A 15687-nucleotide genomic window follows, 5' to 3' on the forward strand; every position below is an offset into this window, starting at 1 on the left:
GACGCGCCCGCGAAAGTCACTGCGCTTTGGCACCATTACGGCTGTGATAGATATTTCCGCCGCAGCCGGGGACGGAGCCGGGCCGTCCCCGTGGTGGCGATCGGCCGTGTTCTACCAGGTGTACCCGCGTTCCTTCGCCGATTCCGGCGGTGACGGTGTCGGCGATCTGGGTGGACTACGTGACCGCCTGGGCTATCTCGAGCTACTCGGGGTGGACGCGCTGTGGATCTGCCCGGTGATGCGCTCGCCCATGGCCGACGGCGGCTACGACGTGTCCGACCCGCGCGATATCGACCCGCTGTTCGGCGGCCTCGACGCGTTGGACGCGATCATCGCCGAGGCGCACGACCGGGACATGCGGGTGACCATGGACCTGGTGCCCAACCACACCAGCGATCAGCATCCGTGGTTCCGGGCGGCGCTGGCAGCGGGGCCGAGGAGTCCGGAGCGGGCGCGGTACTTCTTCCGCGACGGCCGCGGGCCGGAGGGCACTGTGCCGCCGAACAATTGGCCGAGCATCTTCGGCGGTCCGGCCTGGACCCGGGTGATCGAATCGGACGGTAGACCGGGGCAGTGGTACCTGCACATCTTCGCCGCCGAACAACCCGACCTGAACTGGGAAAACCCTGAGGTCGCAGCCGATTTCGAACAGACTCTGCGGTTCTGGCTGGACCGTGGCGTGGACGGCTTCCGGATCGACGTGGCGCACGGCATGGCCAAACCTCCGGGCCTGCCCGATATGGAGCGCGTCGAAACGCGGATGCTCCACCTCGAAGACGACGATCCGCGCTTCAACAACCCCGGCGCGCACGACATCCACCGGCGGATCCGGAAGGTGATGGACGAGTATCCGCACGCGGTCGCCATCGGCGAGGTGTGGGTCGACGACAACACCCGCTTCGGCGAATACCTCCGGCCCGACGAATTGCACCTGGCCTTCAATTTCCGGCTCGCCCAGACGCCTTTCCGGCCGGATCGGATCCGCGCGGCCGTGGAAAATTCGCTGCGCGCGGTGGCCGGGGTCGGCGCGACGCCCACCTGGACGCTGTCCAACCACGACATCGAGCGCGAGGTCACCCGCTACGGTGGCGGGCCCGTCGGGCAGGCGCGGGCACGGGCCATGATCCTGCTGGAACTGGCACTGCCGGGCAGCGTATTCGTCTACAACGGAGCCGAATTGGGGCTGGCCAATGTGGACGATCTCCCCGAGTCGGCGCTGCAGGACCCCACCTGGGAGCGCTCCGGGCACACCGAGCGCGGCCGGGACGGCTGCCGGGTGCCGCTGCCGTGGGAGGGGAAGTCGCCGCCGTTCGGGTTCACGGCGGGGGTGCCGTGGCTGCCCATGCCGCCGGAGTGGGCGGCGCTGACCGTGGAGGCGCAGCTGGAGCGACTGGATTCCATGCTGTCGCTGTACCGGATGGCGATCGAATTGCGGGCCGTCCGGCCGGAATTCGGCGGGTTCGAGCTGGAGTGGTACGCGAGTCCGCCCGGCTGCCTCGCGTTCCGGCGCAACGGCGGTCTGCTGTGCGTGCTCAATGCCACCGATGCGCCGATCATGCTCCCCGCGGGTGAGGTGCTGCTGGCGAGCGCGGCGATCAATGGACGGCGAGAACTTCCGGCGAACTCGACGGCCTGGCTGGCCTGGAAGGGTTTGTCACGACACGGCCGCACTAACCCTTACCGGTCGTAGTAGTCACACGGGCATCGACTACCGTTGGGCCGTGAGCATTCTCCAGACAGTGCTGATCTACGTCGGCATCCCGGTCGCGATCTATCTGGTGATCGCCGGATTGTCGTTCCTCGGCAAGCCGCTGCCCGGCAAGAAGCCGGAACACTACGAACTCGGTGCGAAGTGGACCCAGCCCCCGGTGCTGTGGAGCGCGACCGACGAGGTGACCGGATCCGGCCACCACGACACTGCTGATTCGCATGGTGACCATGCGGCTATCGAATCCGCCGACGCGGAGCTGATCGGAGGCCGGGCAAGTGGCAAGTTCTAATTGGCCCGCGGTGGATCAGGCCGACCTACCCCACGGTTACGCGATCACCACGAGTGGACGCGTCTCCGGTGTGCACGAGGCCGGCGACGTCTTCAAGGAAGCGCCGTTCAGCGACCGCGAGCGGCTGCTCATGGACAATGCGCTCACCGACGCCACCCGCGCCACCAAGGTGCGCTTCAACATCTACATCGGTGACCTGGGCTCCGACTCGGCCGCCGGCGTGGACGCCCTGTTCCCGTCCACCCCCGAGGCCGCCCGCTCGGTGCTCATCGCGGTGGACCCGAACACCAGCTCCGTCGAGGTGCGCTCCGGCCGCGACGTCGCCGAGCGCGCCAACGACCGCGTCTGCCAGCTCGGTGCCACCGCCGCCACCAGCTCCTTCCGTCAGGGCGAGCTGATCGACGGCCTGGTCTCGGCCGTGCGGGTGATGGCTGCCGCCATCGGGCGGGTCTAGCCGACTCTCGGCACTTCTCCGGGGGCTTCGCCCCTGAAACCCCGAGGGACGTTTGGGGGCTCAGCCCCCAAACCCCGAGGGATCAAGGTCGCGCACCGACCCCGCACACTCCGACAGACATTTCGCCCTGAGCAGATCGGGGCGCGGCGGCGTGGTGGGGGAATTTACGCTCGGGAGATGGCCGAGCATCCGCGTTTGAAAGCAATTCCCGGTGGTCTCGACGAAGCCGGGGCAGTGCGACCCAGGGTGCGTCCGGCGCCGGTGCGCGAGCCGCTGTGGCGGGAGGCGCTCGGCGGTCAGCTGCGCTCGCTCCGGCTGGAGCGGGGGGAGAAGCTGACGGAAACGGCTGGGCGGGCAGGTATTTCGCCGCAGTATCTGTCCGAGGTCGAACGGGGGCGCAAGGAGCCGTCCAGCGAGATGATCGCGGCCTTGGCGGGGGCTCTGGGCACCAGCCTGGGTTCGCTCACACGGCAGGTGGCCGAAGACCTGCTTCGCGCCCGTCCCGCCCCGGCCCGGCACCCGGCCATCTCGCCACTGGCGATCTCCCCCGTCCTGCTGGCCGCCTGATCCACGAGCATGCGTTGGCGCACCTGCCTTTTCGGCGTTGTGCGTGCACCAGCGCATGCTCGTCGGCGTTCAGGCGCGAGGGCCGAGGAGGTGGTCGGCCAGGCCGTAGTCGAGCGCGGTTTGCGCGGTGAAGACCCGGTCCCGATCGGTGTCGCGGCGCAGGGTTTCCGCGGACTGGCCGGTGTGGGTGGCGAGGATGGCTTCGATCTGGGCGCGCATGCGGACGATTTCGTCGGCCTGCAGGATGAGGTCGGGGATGGTGCCCTGACCTCGGATCGCGGGCTGGTGCAGGACGATTCGGGAGTGCGGGAGGACATTGCGGCGTCCCTTCGCACCGCCGGCCAGCAGCACCGCGCCTACCGCGATCGCCTGGCCGACGCAGGTGGTCACCACGGGGGACTGAATGTGCTGCATGGTGTCGTAGACCGCGAGCATGGCCGACAGGTCGCCACCCTCGCAGTTGATGTAGAGGTTGATGTCCTGGCCCGGGCTTTCCGCGTCCAGGTGGAGGAGCTGGGCGATCAGGGCATTCGCGACGCCGGAGTCGATGGGTGTGCCGAGATAGACGATGCGTTCGGTGAGCAGATGCGAGTAGACGTCCATGATCCGCTCGCCGCGCGGGTCGCGGGCGATCACATTGGGAATCGTGTAGGTGCCGCTCATGCCGAGATCCCCAGCTTCTGGCGCTGCGGGACGACCTGGTGGAAAGAGTCCACGATGCCGTCGATGAAGCCGTACTCGCGGGCCTGCGTCGCGGTGAACCAGCGGTCGTGCAGGGAGTCCTCGAAGACCTGGTCGTAGGGCTGGCCGGTGTCGGCGGCGATCAGGCCGAGCACGGTCTGCACGGTGTAGCGCAGGTCGTCGGCCTGCACCTCCACCTCGACCGCGCTGCCGCCGATGCCCGCCGAACCCTGGTGCATGAGGATGCGGGCGTGCGGCAGGGCGTAGCGGTGCCCGGGCGTCCCCGCCGACAGCAGGAATTGTCCCGCGCTGCAGGCCAATCCGAGGGCCAGTGTGGAAACCGTGCCCGGCACCAGCCGCATGACGTCGCGGATGGCGAGCATGGCGGGCACGGACCCGCCGGGCGAGTGGATCCACAGCGAGATGTCGGCCTCGGGATCCTCGGCCGCCAGCGTGAGCAGCTGGGTCATGAGCAGCGTGCCGTTGTCGTCGTCGAGCGGCCCGTCCAGCACCAGCACCCGGCGGGCGAAGAGCTGTTCCCTGGTGTGCCAGTTGAACATCGGAGTCTTGTTCTCTGCCATGCCTTCACGGTGCCGCAGTGAACCGCCGTAAGTCCTGCCGCGCTGCTGTGAGCGGATCCGCCCACAGCAGCGCCTGCCGGGCTAGTGCCGGTGGCAGGTGTCGGCGACGCGGTCGAACTTGGCGCGCACGGGTTCGCTGCCGGGGGCGTGGTCGTGGCGGATCTGCTCGATGCGGTCCTCGACGTCGGGGTACTGGGACACGATGCGGAAGAAGGACTCGGGTCGCGCCTCGGGCGGCAGCTGGTACATCACCGCGAGCCCGGAGGTGAGTTCCGGATGGCCGTCGATGAGCCGGGCCAGCACCGGATCCTGATCGTTGAGGGTGGTGTCGATCTGGGCCCAGCTGCAGGTGGAACGGGTGAGCGAGTCATCGTCGTCGGCGGCCGCGACCCCTGTGCCGGAAAGCACTGCGGCGGAACAGATTCCGGTGACGGCAAGAGCGGCGGCGGCGTGACGGGTCCAGGATGTCATGGTGGATGGCCTCATTCGGTCGGGATTGCTTGCGGGACCGATCATGTCGGACCCCGGGCCCCGCGGACCCCGTCCGGCGGTGGTTCTTCAGCGACTCTTCAGTCGGCGGCCCCGCACGGCCGACAGCCCCTCCCGAACGGATTCGGGAGGGGCTGTGAGGGTCGAAATATGGTGCCGTGCAGTGTTTCTAGCTGCGATCGAAGGCGCGGGCGCGCAGCGAGCGCTCGATGCCCGCCTTGCCCTCCACCACCAGGCGGCGCAGCGCCGGCGGGTGGTCATCGGCGAGGAACTTGTCGGCCACCGCGACGGCCTCCTCGGTGACGGCCCAGTGCGGGTACAACCCCACCACGACCGTCTGGGCGACCTCGCTGGAGCGGCGCTCCCACACCGACGCGATGTCGGCGAAGTAGCGCTCCACGTACGGGGCCAGCAGCGCGGCCTGGCCCGCCGGGGCGAAACCGGCGACGATGGCGCGCGCGGTGATGTTCGGCACCGTGTCGTCGCCCATGACGGTGTCCCACGCCGATTCCTTGACCGCCGCCTGCGGGCGGGCGGTGGCCGCGGCCGCGGCCTGACGGCGGCCCGCGGCGGTGTCGTCGCGCGCGAGTTCCGCGTCGATGAGTGGGGTTTCGATGCCTTCGGCATCGATGGCCCCGGCGGCCGCGAGCGCCTGGGTGATGCGCCAGCGCAGGTCGGTGTCGACGGTCAGGCCCGGCAGGCCGGCGCCCTCCGGGTCATCGGCGTGCAGCTGGCGCAGCACCTGGATGTGCTGCGGTGCGAGCAGCGCAGCGGTCAGCGCGTTGACGAACGCCAGCTGGTGGTCCGAGCCCGCACCGGCGGCGCGGGCCAGTTCCAGCAGGCCGTCGGCGTAGGCGGGCCAGCCCTCGGCGCGCGCCCACTCGGGGTCGGCGTAGGCGCCGAGCGCGGTTCCGGCCTGCATGAGAAGCCGCTGGACGACACCGATCTCGGTTTCCGCGCCGACGCCGCGCTGCACCAGCGCCACGAAGTCGCGGGCCTTCATCTCGGCCTGCCGGGTCATCTCCCAGGCGGCCGACCAGGCCAGCGTGCGGGGCAGCGGCTCCGCGATATCGGCGATGCGCGCCACCACCGTGTCGAGGGAGCCGGCGTCCAGGCGGACCGAGCAGTAGGTGAGGTCGTCGTCGTTGACCAGCACCAGCTTGCCGCGGCCGACGCCGACCAGCTCGGGCACCTCGGTGCGCTCGGCCGGATCGATGTCGAGCTCGACGCGCTCGGTGCGTACCAGTTTTCCGTCCTGGTCGTCGTAGACGCCGATGGCCAGGCGGTGCACGCGGCGCTCACCGGCGCCGGGCTCCGCGCCCTCCTGGACGACCGCGAAGGAGGCGAAGTTGCCGTCCGCGTCCACGGTGAAGTCCGGGCGCAGGATGTTCAGGCCGGTGGTCTTGAGCCACTGCGCGCCCCAGTCGGACAGGTCGCGGCCGGACGCCTTCTCCAGCGCGCCCACCAGATCGTCGAACGTGGCGTTGCTGTAGGCGTGTTCGGTGAAGTAGTCGCGCAGACCGGCCAGGAACGGCTCCTCACCGACGTAGGCCACCAGCTGCTTGAGCACGGAGGCGCCCTTGGCGTAGGTGATGCCGTCGAAGTTCACCTCGACAGCGGCCAGGTCCGGGATGTCGGCGGCGATCGGGTGGGTGGAGGGCAGCTGGTCCTGCCGGTACGCCCAGGACTTCTCGACATTGGCGAAAGTGGTCCAGGCATTGGTGTATTCGGTCGCGCCGACCTGGCACAGCACCGAGGCGAAGGTGGCGAACGACTCGTTCAGCCACAGGTCGTCCCACCACTTCATGGTGACCAGGTCGCCGAACCACATGTGCGCCATCTCGTGCAGCACGGTCTCGCAGCGGCGCTCGTAGGAGGCGCGAGTCACCTTGGAGCGGAAGACGTAGTCCTCGAGGAAGGTGACCGCGCCCGCGTTCTCCATGGCGCCCGCGTTGAATTCGGGCACGAACAGCTGGTCGTACTTGCCGAAGGCATAGGGCACACCGAAATTGGTGTGGTAGAAGCCGAAGCCCTGCTTGGTTTCGGTGAAAAGCCGTTCGGCGTCCATGAATTCGGCCAGCGAGGCGCGGCAGTAGATGCCGAGCGGGATCTCGCCGTGCGAATCGCGGTAGGAGTCGGTCCACTTGGCGTACGGTCCGGCGATGAGCGCGACCAGGTAGGTGCTCATGCGCGGGGTGGTGGCGAAGGTGTGACGGACCACGGTGCCGATGGTGTGGGTATCGGTGACCGCGCTGTTGGAGATGACCTCCCAGTCCTCGGGCACGGTGACGATCACGTCGTAGGTGGCCTTGAGGTCGGGCTGGTCGAAGCAGGCGAACATGCGCTTGCAGTCGGCGGTTTCGAACTGCGAGTACAGGTAGACCTTGTTGTCGGTGGGGTCGACGAAGCGGTGCAGGCCCTCACCGGTGTGCGAGTACTCGCAGTCGGCCTCGACGACGAGCTCGTTGCTGGCGGCCAGGTTCGGCAGGGTGATGCCCTGCTCCTCGTCGTAGCCGCTGACATCCAGGGCCACGCCGTTGAGCACGGCCGAGCGCACGCCCGCGCCCACGATATCGATGAAGGTCTGCGCGCCCGGGGTCGCGGTGAAGGTCACCGTCGCCTTCGAGTGGAAGGTCTCACTGCGCGGCTCTTCGGCACCGGTGGGCTGACCGGTCAGATCCAGTTCGACCCGGTAGTTCTCGACCTGGACCGTCGCGGCGCGTTCGATCGCCTGCTCGCGGGTGAGATTCGGTGCGGACAAGGGGGCTCCTTAGCTCTGAAGAGAACTGCTGCCGTGCAGGTGCACCCGGCTCGCTGAGCGACGTTGCCCAGGGTTCGGTGCGGGATGCGATGCGCCCGCGCGAGGCATCGAGCGGACCGAACAATTCTCCACTCGAGACCCGGCGCGGACACGACGTTCCCCACAATGCCACGTCCCGTCGACCCGGGGCGTGGCCCGCGCGGGCCGATTGTTCCCGACCCGTGCGGGCCGGTCGTTCCCGACCCGTGCGGGCCGGTTGCTCCAGGTCGAATGGAATCGGGCGTTCGACCGGGCGTCGAGGCGGACGGTGCCCGTCGGTAAGCTCTGCGGCGGCAGCAATCGCCCAGCACGAGGAGGACCGTTGAAGCACATCCACGCCGGTAAGGTGCGCGACCTGTACGAGGACGGCGATTCGCTGATCCTGGTCGCATCCGACCGGGTGTCGGTGTACGACGTGGTGCTGCCGACCCCGATCCCGGACAAGGGCGCGCTGCTCACCCAGCTGTCCAACTGGTGGTTCGGGTTTTTCTCCGATGTGCCCAACCACATTCTGTCCACCACCGACGTGCCCGCCGAGTTCGCGGGCCGCGGGGTGCGGGTCAAGCCGCTGAAGATGCTGAAGGTGGAGTGCATCGCGCGCGGCTACCTGACCGGCGGCGGCCTGGCCGAATACCAGCGCTCCGGCACCGTGTCCGGTATCGCGCTGCCGCCCGGCCTGCGTGATGGCGACAAGCTGCCCGAACCCATCTTCACCCCCACCACCAAGGCCGACGCCGGGCACGACGAGCCCATCAGCTTCGCGGACGTGGTGAACCAGGAGGGCAAGGAGGTCGCCGAGCAGCTGCGCGACCTGACGCTCGAGATCTACGCCCGCGGTGCCGAGCACGCCGCCGCGCGCGGTGTCATCATCGCCGACACGAAGATCGAACTCGGCTGGGACGGCGACGTTCTCACCGTCGGCGACGAGGTGCTGACCTCGGACTCCTCCCGCTTCTGGCCGGCCGACGACTACGAGCCCGGCCGCCCGCAGAAGTCGTTCGACAAGCAGTTCGTGCGCGACTGGTCCACCTCCACCGGGTGGAACAGGGAGTACCCGGGCCCGGAGATCCCGGCCGAGGTGATCGAGGTGACCCGCCAGAAGTACGTCGCGGCCTACGAGCTCATCACGGGCAATACCTGGAACGGGGTCTAGACCGGAATCGGTTCGGCGGCAAGGAAGTCCGCCACGAGACCGTCGCCGCTGCGCTCCAGTGCGGCGTACTGGGCCTCGCGTTCCGCGCCGATGGTGGCCGCGTCGATGAGCAGGCTGCCGTCGGCGGTGAGGCGCTGGCGGCGCTCCTCGGCATCAGGGAGCAGACCGACTGCCGAGTACGAGAATCCGCAGTAGTAGGCGATTCCCATATTGAGCTGGCCTTCCAGACTCTGCTGCATGAACTCCACGGTCGGGTCACCGGCGGCGACCCCGGCCAGGCCGAGCCACAGCATGCGCTTGCCCGCGAGGCGAGGCTTGCTGCGGCCGTAGGCGAACCCGTAGTTCCACACCCGGTCGATCCAGCCCTTGAGCAGTGCGGGGACGCTCGCCCAGTAGACCGGGAAGACGGCGACCACGACATCGGCGGCCAGGATGCGGTCCATGTGCGCGTGGACCTCGGGGGAGTAGGTCTTCTCGCGATTACCCCAGTCGGGCTGGTCCGCCTCGGTCATCCGCGGATCGAAACCTTCGGCCCGCAGATCCAGCAGGTCGACGCGGTATCCGGTGGACTCCAGCCGGGCGACGGTCCGGCCGGCGATGTACGCGGTGAGGGAATCGGATCGGTGATGGGCGACCACGACCAGGGCGGTGTGGATCTGCCGGCCGACCTGGTCGATACCGTTGTGCGACAAGGGTTTTCCTCCTGGATCGAGCGGTGGTGCGTTCCGATGGCTTTCAGTACACCGAAATCGATGTGGACGATCCATGGATAAAACGCTCCACTGAATAGGAATTCGTCTACCCTTCGACGGGGTGGATCCCCTGAGCAAATTGCTGAGCGGTGTTCGAGCCGAGGGCTCGATCGTGACGCACGCGGTCATGCCCGCGCCCTGGATCATCCGCTTCGCCGATCACGCCCCATTGACCATGGTGACCGTCATGCGTGGCGGCGGCACGCTGCTACTGCCGGGCGGCGGCAGCAGGCCGCTCGCGGTGGGCGACACCGCGCTGGTGCGTGGGCCCGATGAATTCCGGCTGGTATCAGGCGATGTCGGGAACCGGGCCGCCGACCGACCGGGAAATCGTGATGCCGCGCCCACCGAGTACGAGATCGCCTGCTTCCATTCCGATTCCGAGTGCTCCGGCCAGGAGCTCACCGGAATCCGGTGGGGCAGTGAGGCCGACGCCACCGCGCTGATGGTCGGGGCCTACCGGACCTCGACGCGCCGCCACGAACGCCTCCTGCGGGCGCTCCCGCCGGTCCTGGTGATCAGCGAGGATTTCGAGACCTGCGACTGGTACGAGTCGGCGGCCGCCGCGGCTGTCGGGCAGAGCGCGGGTTCGCAGGCGATGATGGACCGCCTCTTCGACTGGAGCCTGGTCTGCACACTGCGCAACTGGTTCGAGCAGGCCGGACCGGAGGCCCCGACCTGGTTCCGTGGTCTATCCGACCCGATCGTCGGCCCGGCACTGCACGCCATCCACAGCGATCCCGGCGCGCCCTGGACCGTCGCGTCGCTGGCCGCCGAGGCCCGAGTCTCCCGCTCCCTGTTCGCCAAGCGCTTCACCGCGGTCCTGGGCCAGCCGCCGCTGAACTACCTCACCGAATCCCGCATGGACGAGGCCGAGGAACTGCTCACCGACACTGATCTCACCATCGCCCAAATCGCCAAAGCGGTTGGCTACGCGGACCCGTTCGGCTTCTCCGCCGCCTTCAAACGCCACCGCGGCCAGAGCCCCACCGCCTTCCGTGCCTCCGCTGCCTGACCTGCCACCGGTCGGTCACCGGCGGCGCAGGCGGGCGGCGCGGATGGTGAGGTAGTCGCGTTCGGGGAGGCTGGTGGTGTGGCGGGCCGCGGCGGTGTAGGCGGCGATGGCTTCGTCGGGGTCGCCGGCCATTTCGTGGAGGTGGCCGCGGACAGCGTCGAGGCGGTGGTTGCCCGCGAGCGAGTCGGAGAGGGTGTCGGTGAGGTCCAGGCCCGCCTGGGGGCCGTGGACCATGGCGGTGGCGACCGCGCGGTTGAGAGTCACCATCGGGTTGGGGGATTGGCGCTCGAGGGCGTTGTACAGCAACAGGATTCGGGGCCAGTCCGTGTCCTCGGGACGCAGCGCCTGGGCGTGCAGGGCGGCGATGGCGGCCTGGATCTGGTACGGGCCGATGAGGCCGCTGCGCACCGACGCGGTCGCCAGCCGCACGCCCTCGATGATCATCTCGCGATCCCAGAGGTCGCGATCCTGTTCGGCGAGCGGGATGAGCTCGCCGCGACTTCCGGTGCGCGCCGCCCGCCGGGCATCGGTCAGCAGCAGCAATGCGAGCAACCCGGTGACCTCCGGATCATCCGGCAGGACGCGGAACAGGGCCCGCGCCAACCGAATCGCCTCGCTCGACAGATCGCCCCGCCACAGTCGCTCACCACCGCTGGTGTGCCCCTCGGTGTAGATCAGATAGAGCACCCGCAGCACACTGTCGAGCCGCTCATTCCATTCCCCCCGTCGCCCGTTCGACTCCGCGGGCATGGCGAACGGCCGCTCCTCGGCCGCCAGGCGCTTCTTGGCCCGCGTAATCCGCTGCGCCATGGTCTTTTCCGGTAGCAGGAAGGCTCGCGCGATCTCCTCGGTGGTCAGCCCGCCCACCGCCCGGAGCGTCAGCGCGATCGCACTCGCGGGCGACAAGGCCGGATGGCAGCACAGGAAGAACAGCGTCAGCGTGTCGTCACGATCTTCGGCGCGGGCGGCGTCAACTCGATCGGGGGCGGCGGCACCGAGTCGTTCGGGATCGCGAATGGCATTGGCGGCCTCGCGGTTTCGGCGGGCCGACTCGGCGCGGATGGTGTCGATGAGACGCCGCGAGCCGACCTGGGTGAGCCAGCCGCGCGGGTTGTCGGGCAGGCCGTCGGCAGGCCACTGGGTGGCGGCGGCGAGCAGGGCCTCCTGGAGGGCGTCCTCGGCAGCGTCGAAGTCGCCGTAGCGGCGGACGAGGGTGCCGAGGACCTGCGGCGCGAGTTCGCGCAGCAGGTCCTCGATCTCGATGTCCGGCATCAGAGATCGGCGGCGGGGGCGCTCATGATCGGGCGGATCTCGATGTACTCGCCGATCGGCTTGCCGCCGGGGCCGGGCGCGGCCGACGCCTTGGCCGCGATCTCGAGCGCGCGGTCCGGGCTCTCGACATCGACGATCCAATACCCGGCCAGGAACTCCTTGGTCTCGGGGAAGGGCCCGTCGGTGACCACCGGCGCGGAACGGCCGTCGGACGTGACTGTGCGCGCCTGGCCCGGGTCGGCGAGGCCCTGGGCGTCGACGAGTTCGCCGGACTTGGCCAGTTCCTCGCCGAGGGCGCGCTGGAAATCGATGTGGGCCTGGATCTCCTCGGGCGCCCACTCGTTGATCGGGGTGTCGCAGTAGGCGGCGGCGGAGTAGGTCTTGATCAGGATGTACTTCACGGTCGGCTCCTTTCGTCTGTGCGCCCCCGCGGGCGCTCTCGTCCACAGGTCGGAGCCCAGTACGCCGGGGCGACGTACTCCGCACTCCGGGTTACGTGATGGTCGTCACAACTCCTCGGGGTTCACGGCCTCGCTGCTCAGGATCAGCTTCTTGATCTTGTCCGTGACGTCCCAAACGTTCACGTTCATCCCGGCCAGCACCCGGTTCCTCGCGTCCAGCCAATACGCCACGAACTCGCGCTTGCCGAGGTCGCCGCGCACCACCACGCGCGCCTGCCGCCTGGGCGACACGTACCCGGTGTACTCCATCCCGAGGTCGTACTGGTCGGTAAAGAAGTAGGGCAGCCGGTCGTACACGGCGGGCTTGCCCAGCATGGTCAGCGCCGCCACGGCGGGCTGGTTGAGCGCATTCGCCCAGTGCTCCACCCGGATTCGCTGCCCCAGTACCGGATGCTGCTGATCGGCGATGTCACCGACCGCGACGATATCCGGGTCGCTGGTGGCCAGGCTCTCGTCGACCAGGACGCCGCCGCTGACCGCCAGCCCGGCATCGGCGGCCAGCTCGATATTGGGCCGCGCGCCCACCGCGACCAGCACCGCGTCCGCCTCGATGTGGGTGCCGTCGTCGAGCCGTACGCCGGTGGCCCGGCCGTCGGCGGTGGTGATCTCGCCGACCTTCACCCCGAGCCGCAGATCCACCCCGTGCTCGCGGTGCAGATCAGCGAACACCGCGCCCATCTCGGCCCCGAGCGCGGCCAGTAGCGGCACCGATTCCGCCTCCAGCACAGTCACTTCCACGCCCGCGGCACGCGCAGCGGCGGTCACCTCGAGCCCGATCCACCCCCCGCCGACGACGGCCAGCCGCCGCGCGGAGCCGAACATCGCGAGCAAGGCGTCGGACTCCTCGATGGTGCGCAGCACGTACACGCCCTCGGCGTCCGCGCCGGGCAGGCGCAGCAGCCGCGGCCGCGAACCGGTGGCCAGCGCCAGCTTGTCGTAGGGCAGTGTCGTACCGTCCGGCAGCGCAATGGTTTTGGTGCCGCGATCCAGTGCGGTGACGGTGGTGCCGGGCATCATCTCGACATGATGGTCGCGATACCACTGCGCCGGATCCACGGTGAAGTCGCTGAGCGCCTTCTTGCCCAGCAGATGCTCCTTGGACAGCGGCGGACGCTCGTACGGCAGATGATCCTCCGCGCTGACAAGCGTCACCGAACCATCGAAATCATTGGCCCGCAAGGCTTCCGCGAGTTTTGCGGCGGCCAGTCCACCGCCCGCGATGACGAACCTGGATGTGGTCATGCCGAAACCTCCGTGCTAGTACGGTCGGGACCGCCGTCGATGAGGCCGATATTCCGACCCTAGCCCGGGCTTAGTCGGGTGGAGCGGAAATATCGGCAACAATCCGGGTTGTTGCGCATTGAGTACGGCCCTGCCCTCGGCCGTCGATCGACTGCGAAAGGATTTCTCTGTGAGCGACACCAAGAAGGACCGGGTCGACTTCTGGTTCGACCCGCTGTGCCCGTGGTGCTGGATCACCTCCCGCTGGATCCTCGAGGTCGAGCAGGTCCGCGATATCGAGACGCACTTCCACGTGATGAGCCTGTCCGTGCTGAACGAAGGCCGCGAGGGCCTGCCCCCGCAGTATGAGGAGCTGCTCGCGACCGGTTGGGGCCCGGTGCGGGTCGCCATCGCGGCGGCCCAGGAGCACGGCGACAAGGTGCTGGCCCCGCTCTACACCGCCATGGGCACCCGCCTGCACAACCGCCGCGCCGAGTACGAGCGCGAGGACGGCTCCCGCGCGGACCTGCTCGCCCAGATCATCGCCGAGTCGCTGGCCGAGGTGGGCCTGCCCGCCGAGCTGGCCGAGGCCGCCAAGGGCACCGACTTCGACGAGGCGCTGCGCGCCTCGCACCACGCCGGTATGGACAAGGTCGGCCCGGATGTCGGCACGCCGACCATCCACATCAATGACGTGGCCTTCTTCGGGCCTGTGCTCTCCCGCATCCCGCGCGGGGAAGAGGCGGGCAAGCTGTGGGACGGCGCGGTCGCGCTGGCCGCCTACCCGCACTTCTTCGAGCTCAAGCGGACCCGCACCGAGGACCCCGTCTTCGACTGAACTTCCCCGCCTCCCCGGGCCTTCGGCGCACGGCTGAGAGCCGTTCACCGGCGGGCACGCGTGCCCGCGGTCGAGTGGCAACCCGATTCCGGCCGCACCCGGGGAGGCACCCTCGCCTCACGAAATAAGTTGTCCCGTCACATATTTGGAGACTTCGCCCGATCTCGCTGTCGCGAGACGTCATTGCGGCTGGTACTCGTGATATGTGGTGGTATCGCCATATCCGGGCGGCGGTCCGCCGAATCCGCCCGGGTACGGCGGCTGGTACCCGCCATGGGGCGGGGCCGCGACCGGACGCTGCGGCGCGTCGGGCCGCCAGAACAGCTTGCCGTGACGGCTGCGGTCGCGCAGCGCCCACATGCGCCAGGTCAGTACCGGATGACTGGACATGGCGTTCACGATCCAGACGAAGAAGCCCTTCTCCTGGGCCGCCCGGTCGGCCATCTCGTCGAAACCGACCAGATTGTTCAGGTACTTGCCGCCCGCCAGCGTCTGCATGGCCGGGGGCGCGCCCTGCGGCCGGTTGCAGAAGCCGTGATTGTCGGCGGTGTACTCCTGGGAGCGGATCAGCGAGCTGCCCAGGATCGGCAGGAACGGCGCCAGGAACATGCCCAGCTGCCGCCAGTACGAGACGTGCCCGGCCGCGATGTGCCCGACCTCGTGGCCGATGATGAAGGCCAGCGCCTCGGGATTGCGTGCCGCGCCGCCGATTTCGAACAGATCGCTGTACACCACCACGTAGCGGCGGAAGCCGTGCCCGGAGGCGAACGCATTGATCTGGCCGTTGCCCAGCAGCACATAGGCGTCGGGCACCTTGGCCATGCCGAACCGGGCCGCGGCCTCCTGCACCATGCGATAGCCCTCTGGGAACTGGGTCGGCGACATCTTCACGCCGTTCACCCGCTGAGTCGCGTAGTTCAGACCACGGCCCAGATAGACCAGCAGCGGCGCGAACACGAGGGCCAGCACCAGCTGGCCGGCATAGCCGGACACCAGCAGCAGCAGTGCGAACAGATACGCCAGCACGGTGGCCAAGATCACGATCACCAGCAGCGGGATCTCCCAGCTGTGCCGCGCCGGCATCCCGAACGGGGACAGGCCGCGGGTCTGCTGCACCACCGGCGGCGGGGGCGGCGAATACGGTTGCTGCGGAGCCCATCCCGGCGGGCCCAGCCTGGGATCCCATCCGGCCATGCCGGTCGCGGGGTTCCAAGCCGGAATGCTTCCGGCGGGCGGCGGTCCCGATAGGCCGCCAGCGGTTTGTCCCCCGTAGGCGTTCGGCGTATACGAACTGTCGTCGGACGTCATGCCTGGATAGTACGTTTCGCGGGCGTAGCGGCGCGGTCGTCGCCCCGGGGCCGCTCACGGTGAGAGCCCCATGCGGACCGGGGGCGGGCGTCCTG

The 15687-nt window shown here is 68.9% G+C and carries 16 protein-coding genes; 7 read left to right on the top strand and 9 right to left on the bottom strand.

All coding sequences use genetic code 11. The features are described from left to right. Positions 1–52: 52 nt before the first annotated feature. From ABZ909_RS29895 to ABZ909_RS29910, 4 genes are all read left to right on the top strand, one after another. Entirely contained in the window at positions 53–1690 is a 1638-nt protein-coding gene (locus ABZ909_RS29895) for a glycoside hydrolase family 13 protein (protein ID WP_357006316.1), read from the top strand. A gap of 31 nt (positions 1691–1721) precedes the next feature. Then, positions 1722–2000 carry a hypothetical protein gene (locus ABZ909_RS29900; RefSeq protein ID WP_357006036.1) on the top strand — a complete coding sequence of 93 codons (279 nt, stop codon included), beginning with the start codon at positions 1722–1724 and terminating at the stop codon, positions 1998–2000. After that, a complete protein-coding gene (locus ABZ909_RS29905; RefSeq protein ID WP_357006038.1) occupies positions 1987–2454 on the top strand; it encodes a DUF5130 domain-containing protein in 468 nt (155 codons plus the stop codon). The genes ABZ909_RS29900 and ABZ909_RS29905 overlap by 14 nt, the downstream gene beginning before the upstream one ends. 177 nt (positions 2455–2631) lie before the next feature. Beyond that, positions 2632–3021: a helix-turn-helix transcriptional regulator gene (locus ABZ909_RS29910; RefSeq protein WP_357006041.1), complete on the top strand. Its 390-nt coding sequence runs from the start codon at positions 2632–2634 to the stop codon at positions 3019–3021. 69 nt (positions 3022–3090) lie between these two features. Here ABZ909_RS29910 and ABZ909_RS29915 read toward each other — a convergent pair whose 3' ends face one another. From ABZ909_RS29915 to pepN, 4 genes are all read right to left on the bottom strand, one after another. Continuing rightward, positions 3091–3684, bottom strand: coding sequence for an ATP-dependent Clp protease proteolytic subunit (locus ABZ909_RS29915; protein WP_357006044.1), 594 nt, complete (start codon positions 3682–3684; stop codon positions 3091–3093). After that, complete coding sequence (locus ABZ909_RS29920) at positions 3681–4283, bottom strand: ATP-dependent Clp protease proteolytic subunit (protein WP_354834686.1); 603 nt, start codon at positions 4281–4283, stop codon at positions 3681–3683. Before ABZ909_RS29920 ends, ABZ909_RS29915 begins: the two co-directional genes overlap by 4 nt. Before the next feature lie 81 nt (positions 4284–4364). Further along, a complete protein-coding gene (locus ABZ909_RS29925; RefSeq protein WP_354834689.1) occupies positions 4365–4754 on the bottom strand; it encodes a hemophore-related protein in 390 nt (129 codons plus the stop codon). A gap of 187 nt (positions 4755–4941) precedes the next feature. After that, positions 4942–7533, bottom strand: coding sequence for an aminopeptidase N (pepN, locus tag ABZ909_RS29930; protein ID WP_357006048.1), 2592 nt, complete (start codon positions 7531–7533; stop codon positions 4942–4944). A gap of 361 nt (positions 7534–7894) precedes the next feature. On the opposite strand from pepN, the gene ABZ909_RS29935 reads away from it, so the two are divergent. Then, positions 7895–8725 (top strand): phosphoribosylaminoimidazolesuccinocarboxamide synthase, encoded by an 831-nt coding sequence (locus ABZ909_RS29935; RefSeq protein WP_357006051.1) that lies wholly within the window; start codon positions 7895–7897, stop codon positions 8723–8725. Here the strand turns inward: ABZ909_RS29935 and ABZ909_RS29940 are convergent. Next, entirely contained in the window at positions 8722–9417 is a 696-nt protein-coding gene (locus ABZ909_RS29940; protein ID WP_357006053.1) for an NAD(P)H oxidoreductase, read from the bottom strand. The two genes, ABZ909_RS29935 and ABZ909_RS29940, sit on opposite strands and share 4 nt — an antisense overlap. Positions 9418–9538: 121 nt before the next feature. On the opposite strand from ABZ909_RS29940, the gene ABZ909_RS29945 reads away from it, so the two are divergent. Continuing rightward, on the top strand, positions 9539–10492 hold the full coding sequence (locus ABZ909_RS29945; RefSeq protein ID WP_357006056.1) for an AraC family transcriptional regulator: 954 nt from the start codon (positions 9539–9541) through the stop codon (positions 10490–10492). Between the two features lie 15 nt (positions 10493–10507). Here ABZ909_RS29945 and ABZ909_RS29950 read toward each other — a convergent pair whose 3' ends face one another. From ABZ909_RS29950 to ABZ909_RS29960, 3 genes are all read right to left on the bottom strand, one after another. Continuing rightward, a complete protein-coding gene (locus ABZ909_RS29950; protein WP_357006058.1) occupies positions 10508–11764 on the bottom strand; it encodes a sigma-70 family RNA polymerase sigma factor in 1257 nt (418 codons plus the stop codon). Next, positions 11764–12165 carry a YciI family protein gene (locus ABZ909_RS29955; RefSeq protein ID WP_357006061.1) on the bottom strand — a complete coding sequence of 134 codons (402 nt, stop codon included), beginning with the start codon at positions 12163–12165 and terminating at the stop codon, positions 11764–11766. Before ABZ909_RS29955 ends, ABZ909_RS29950 begins: the two co-directional genes overlap by 1 nt. Positions 12166–12270: 105 nt before the next feature. Continuing rightward, positions 12271–13467, bottom strand: coding sequence for an FAD/NAD(P)-binding oxidoreductase (locus ABZ909_RS29960; protein WP_357006064.1), 1197 nt, complete (start codon positions 13465–13467; stop codon positions 12271–12273). Between the two features lie 169 nt (positions 13468–13636). On the opposite strand from ABZ909_RS29960, the gene ABZ909_RS29965 reads away from it, so the two are divergent. Continuing rightward, entirely contained in the window at positions 13637–14284 is a 648-nt protein-coding gene (locus ABZ909_RS29965; protein WP_357006066.1) for a DsbA family protein, read from the top strand. Positions 14285–14464: 180 nt separating this feature from the next. On the opposite strand, the gene ABZ909_RS29970 is transcribed toward ABZ909_RS29965, so the two are convergent. Then, positions 14465–15367 carry a M48 family metallopeptidase gene (locus ABZ909_RS29970; RefSeq protein ID WP_357006319.1) on the bottom strand — a complete coding sequence of 301 codons (903 nt, stop codon included), beginning with the start codon at positions 15365–15367 and terminating at the stop codon, positions 14465–14467. Between the last annotated feature and the right edge of the window lie 320 nt (positions 15368–15687).

This window comes from Nocardia sp. NPDC046763 (assembly GCF_040645495.1).
In the GTDB taxonomy this organism is placed as follows: Bacteria; Actinomycetota; Actinomycetes; order Mycobacteriales; family Mycobacteriaceae; genus Nocardia.

What these genes read in the sequence shown, in the direction of transcription:
- ABZ909_RS29960 (WP_357006064.1), bottom strand. Translation starts at nt 13,467, where the DNA reads ATGACCACATCCAGGTTCGTCATCGCGGGCGGTGGACTGGCCGCCGCA.
- ABZ909_RS29970 (WP_357006319.1), bottom strand. Translation starts at nt 15,367, where the DNA reads ATGCCGGCGCGGCACAGCTGGGAGATCCCGCTGCTGGTGATCGTGATC.
- ABZ909_RS29915 (WP_357006044.1), bottom strand. Translation starts at nt 3,684, where the DNA reads ATGAGCGGCACCTACACGATTCCCAATGTGATCGCCCGCGACCCGCGC.
- ABZ909_RS29950 (WP_357006058.1), bottom strand. Translation starts at nt 11,764, where the DNA reads ATGCCGGACATCGAGATCGAGGACCTGCTGCGCGAACTCGCGCCGCAG.
- ABZ909_RS29925 (WP_354834689.1), bottom strand. Translation starts at nt 4,754, where the DNA reads ATGACATCCTGGACCCGTCACGCCGCCGCCGCTCTTGCCGTCACCGGA.
- ABZ909_RS29910 (WP_357006041.1), top strand. Translation starts at nt 2,632, where the DNA reads ATGGCCGAGCATCCGCGTTTGAAAGCAATTCCCGGTGGTCTCGACGAA.
- ABZ909_RS29920 (WP_354834686.1), bottom strand. Translation starts at nt 4,283, where the DNA reads ATGGCAGAGAACAAGACTCCGATGTTCAACTGGCACACCAGGGAACAG.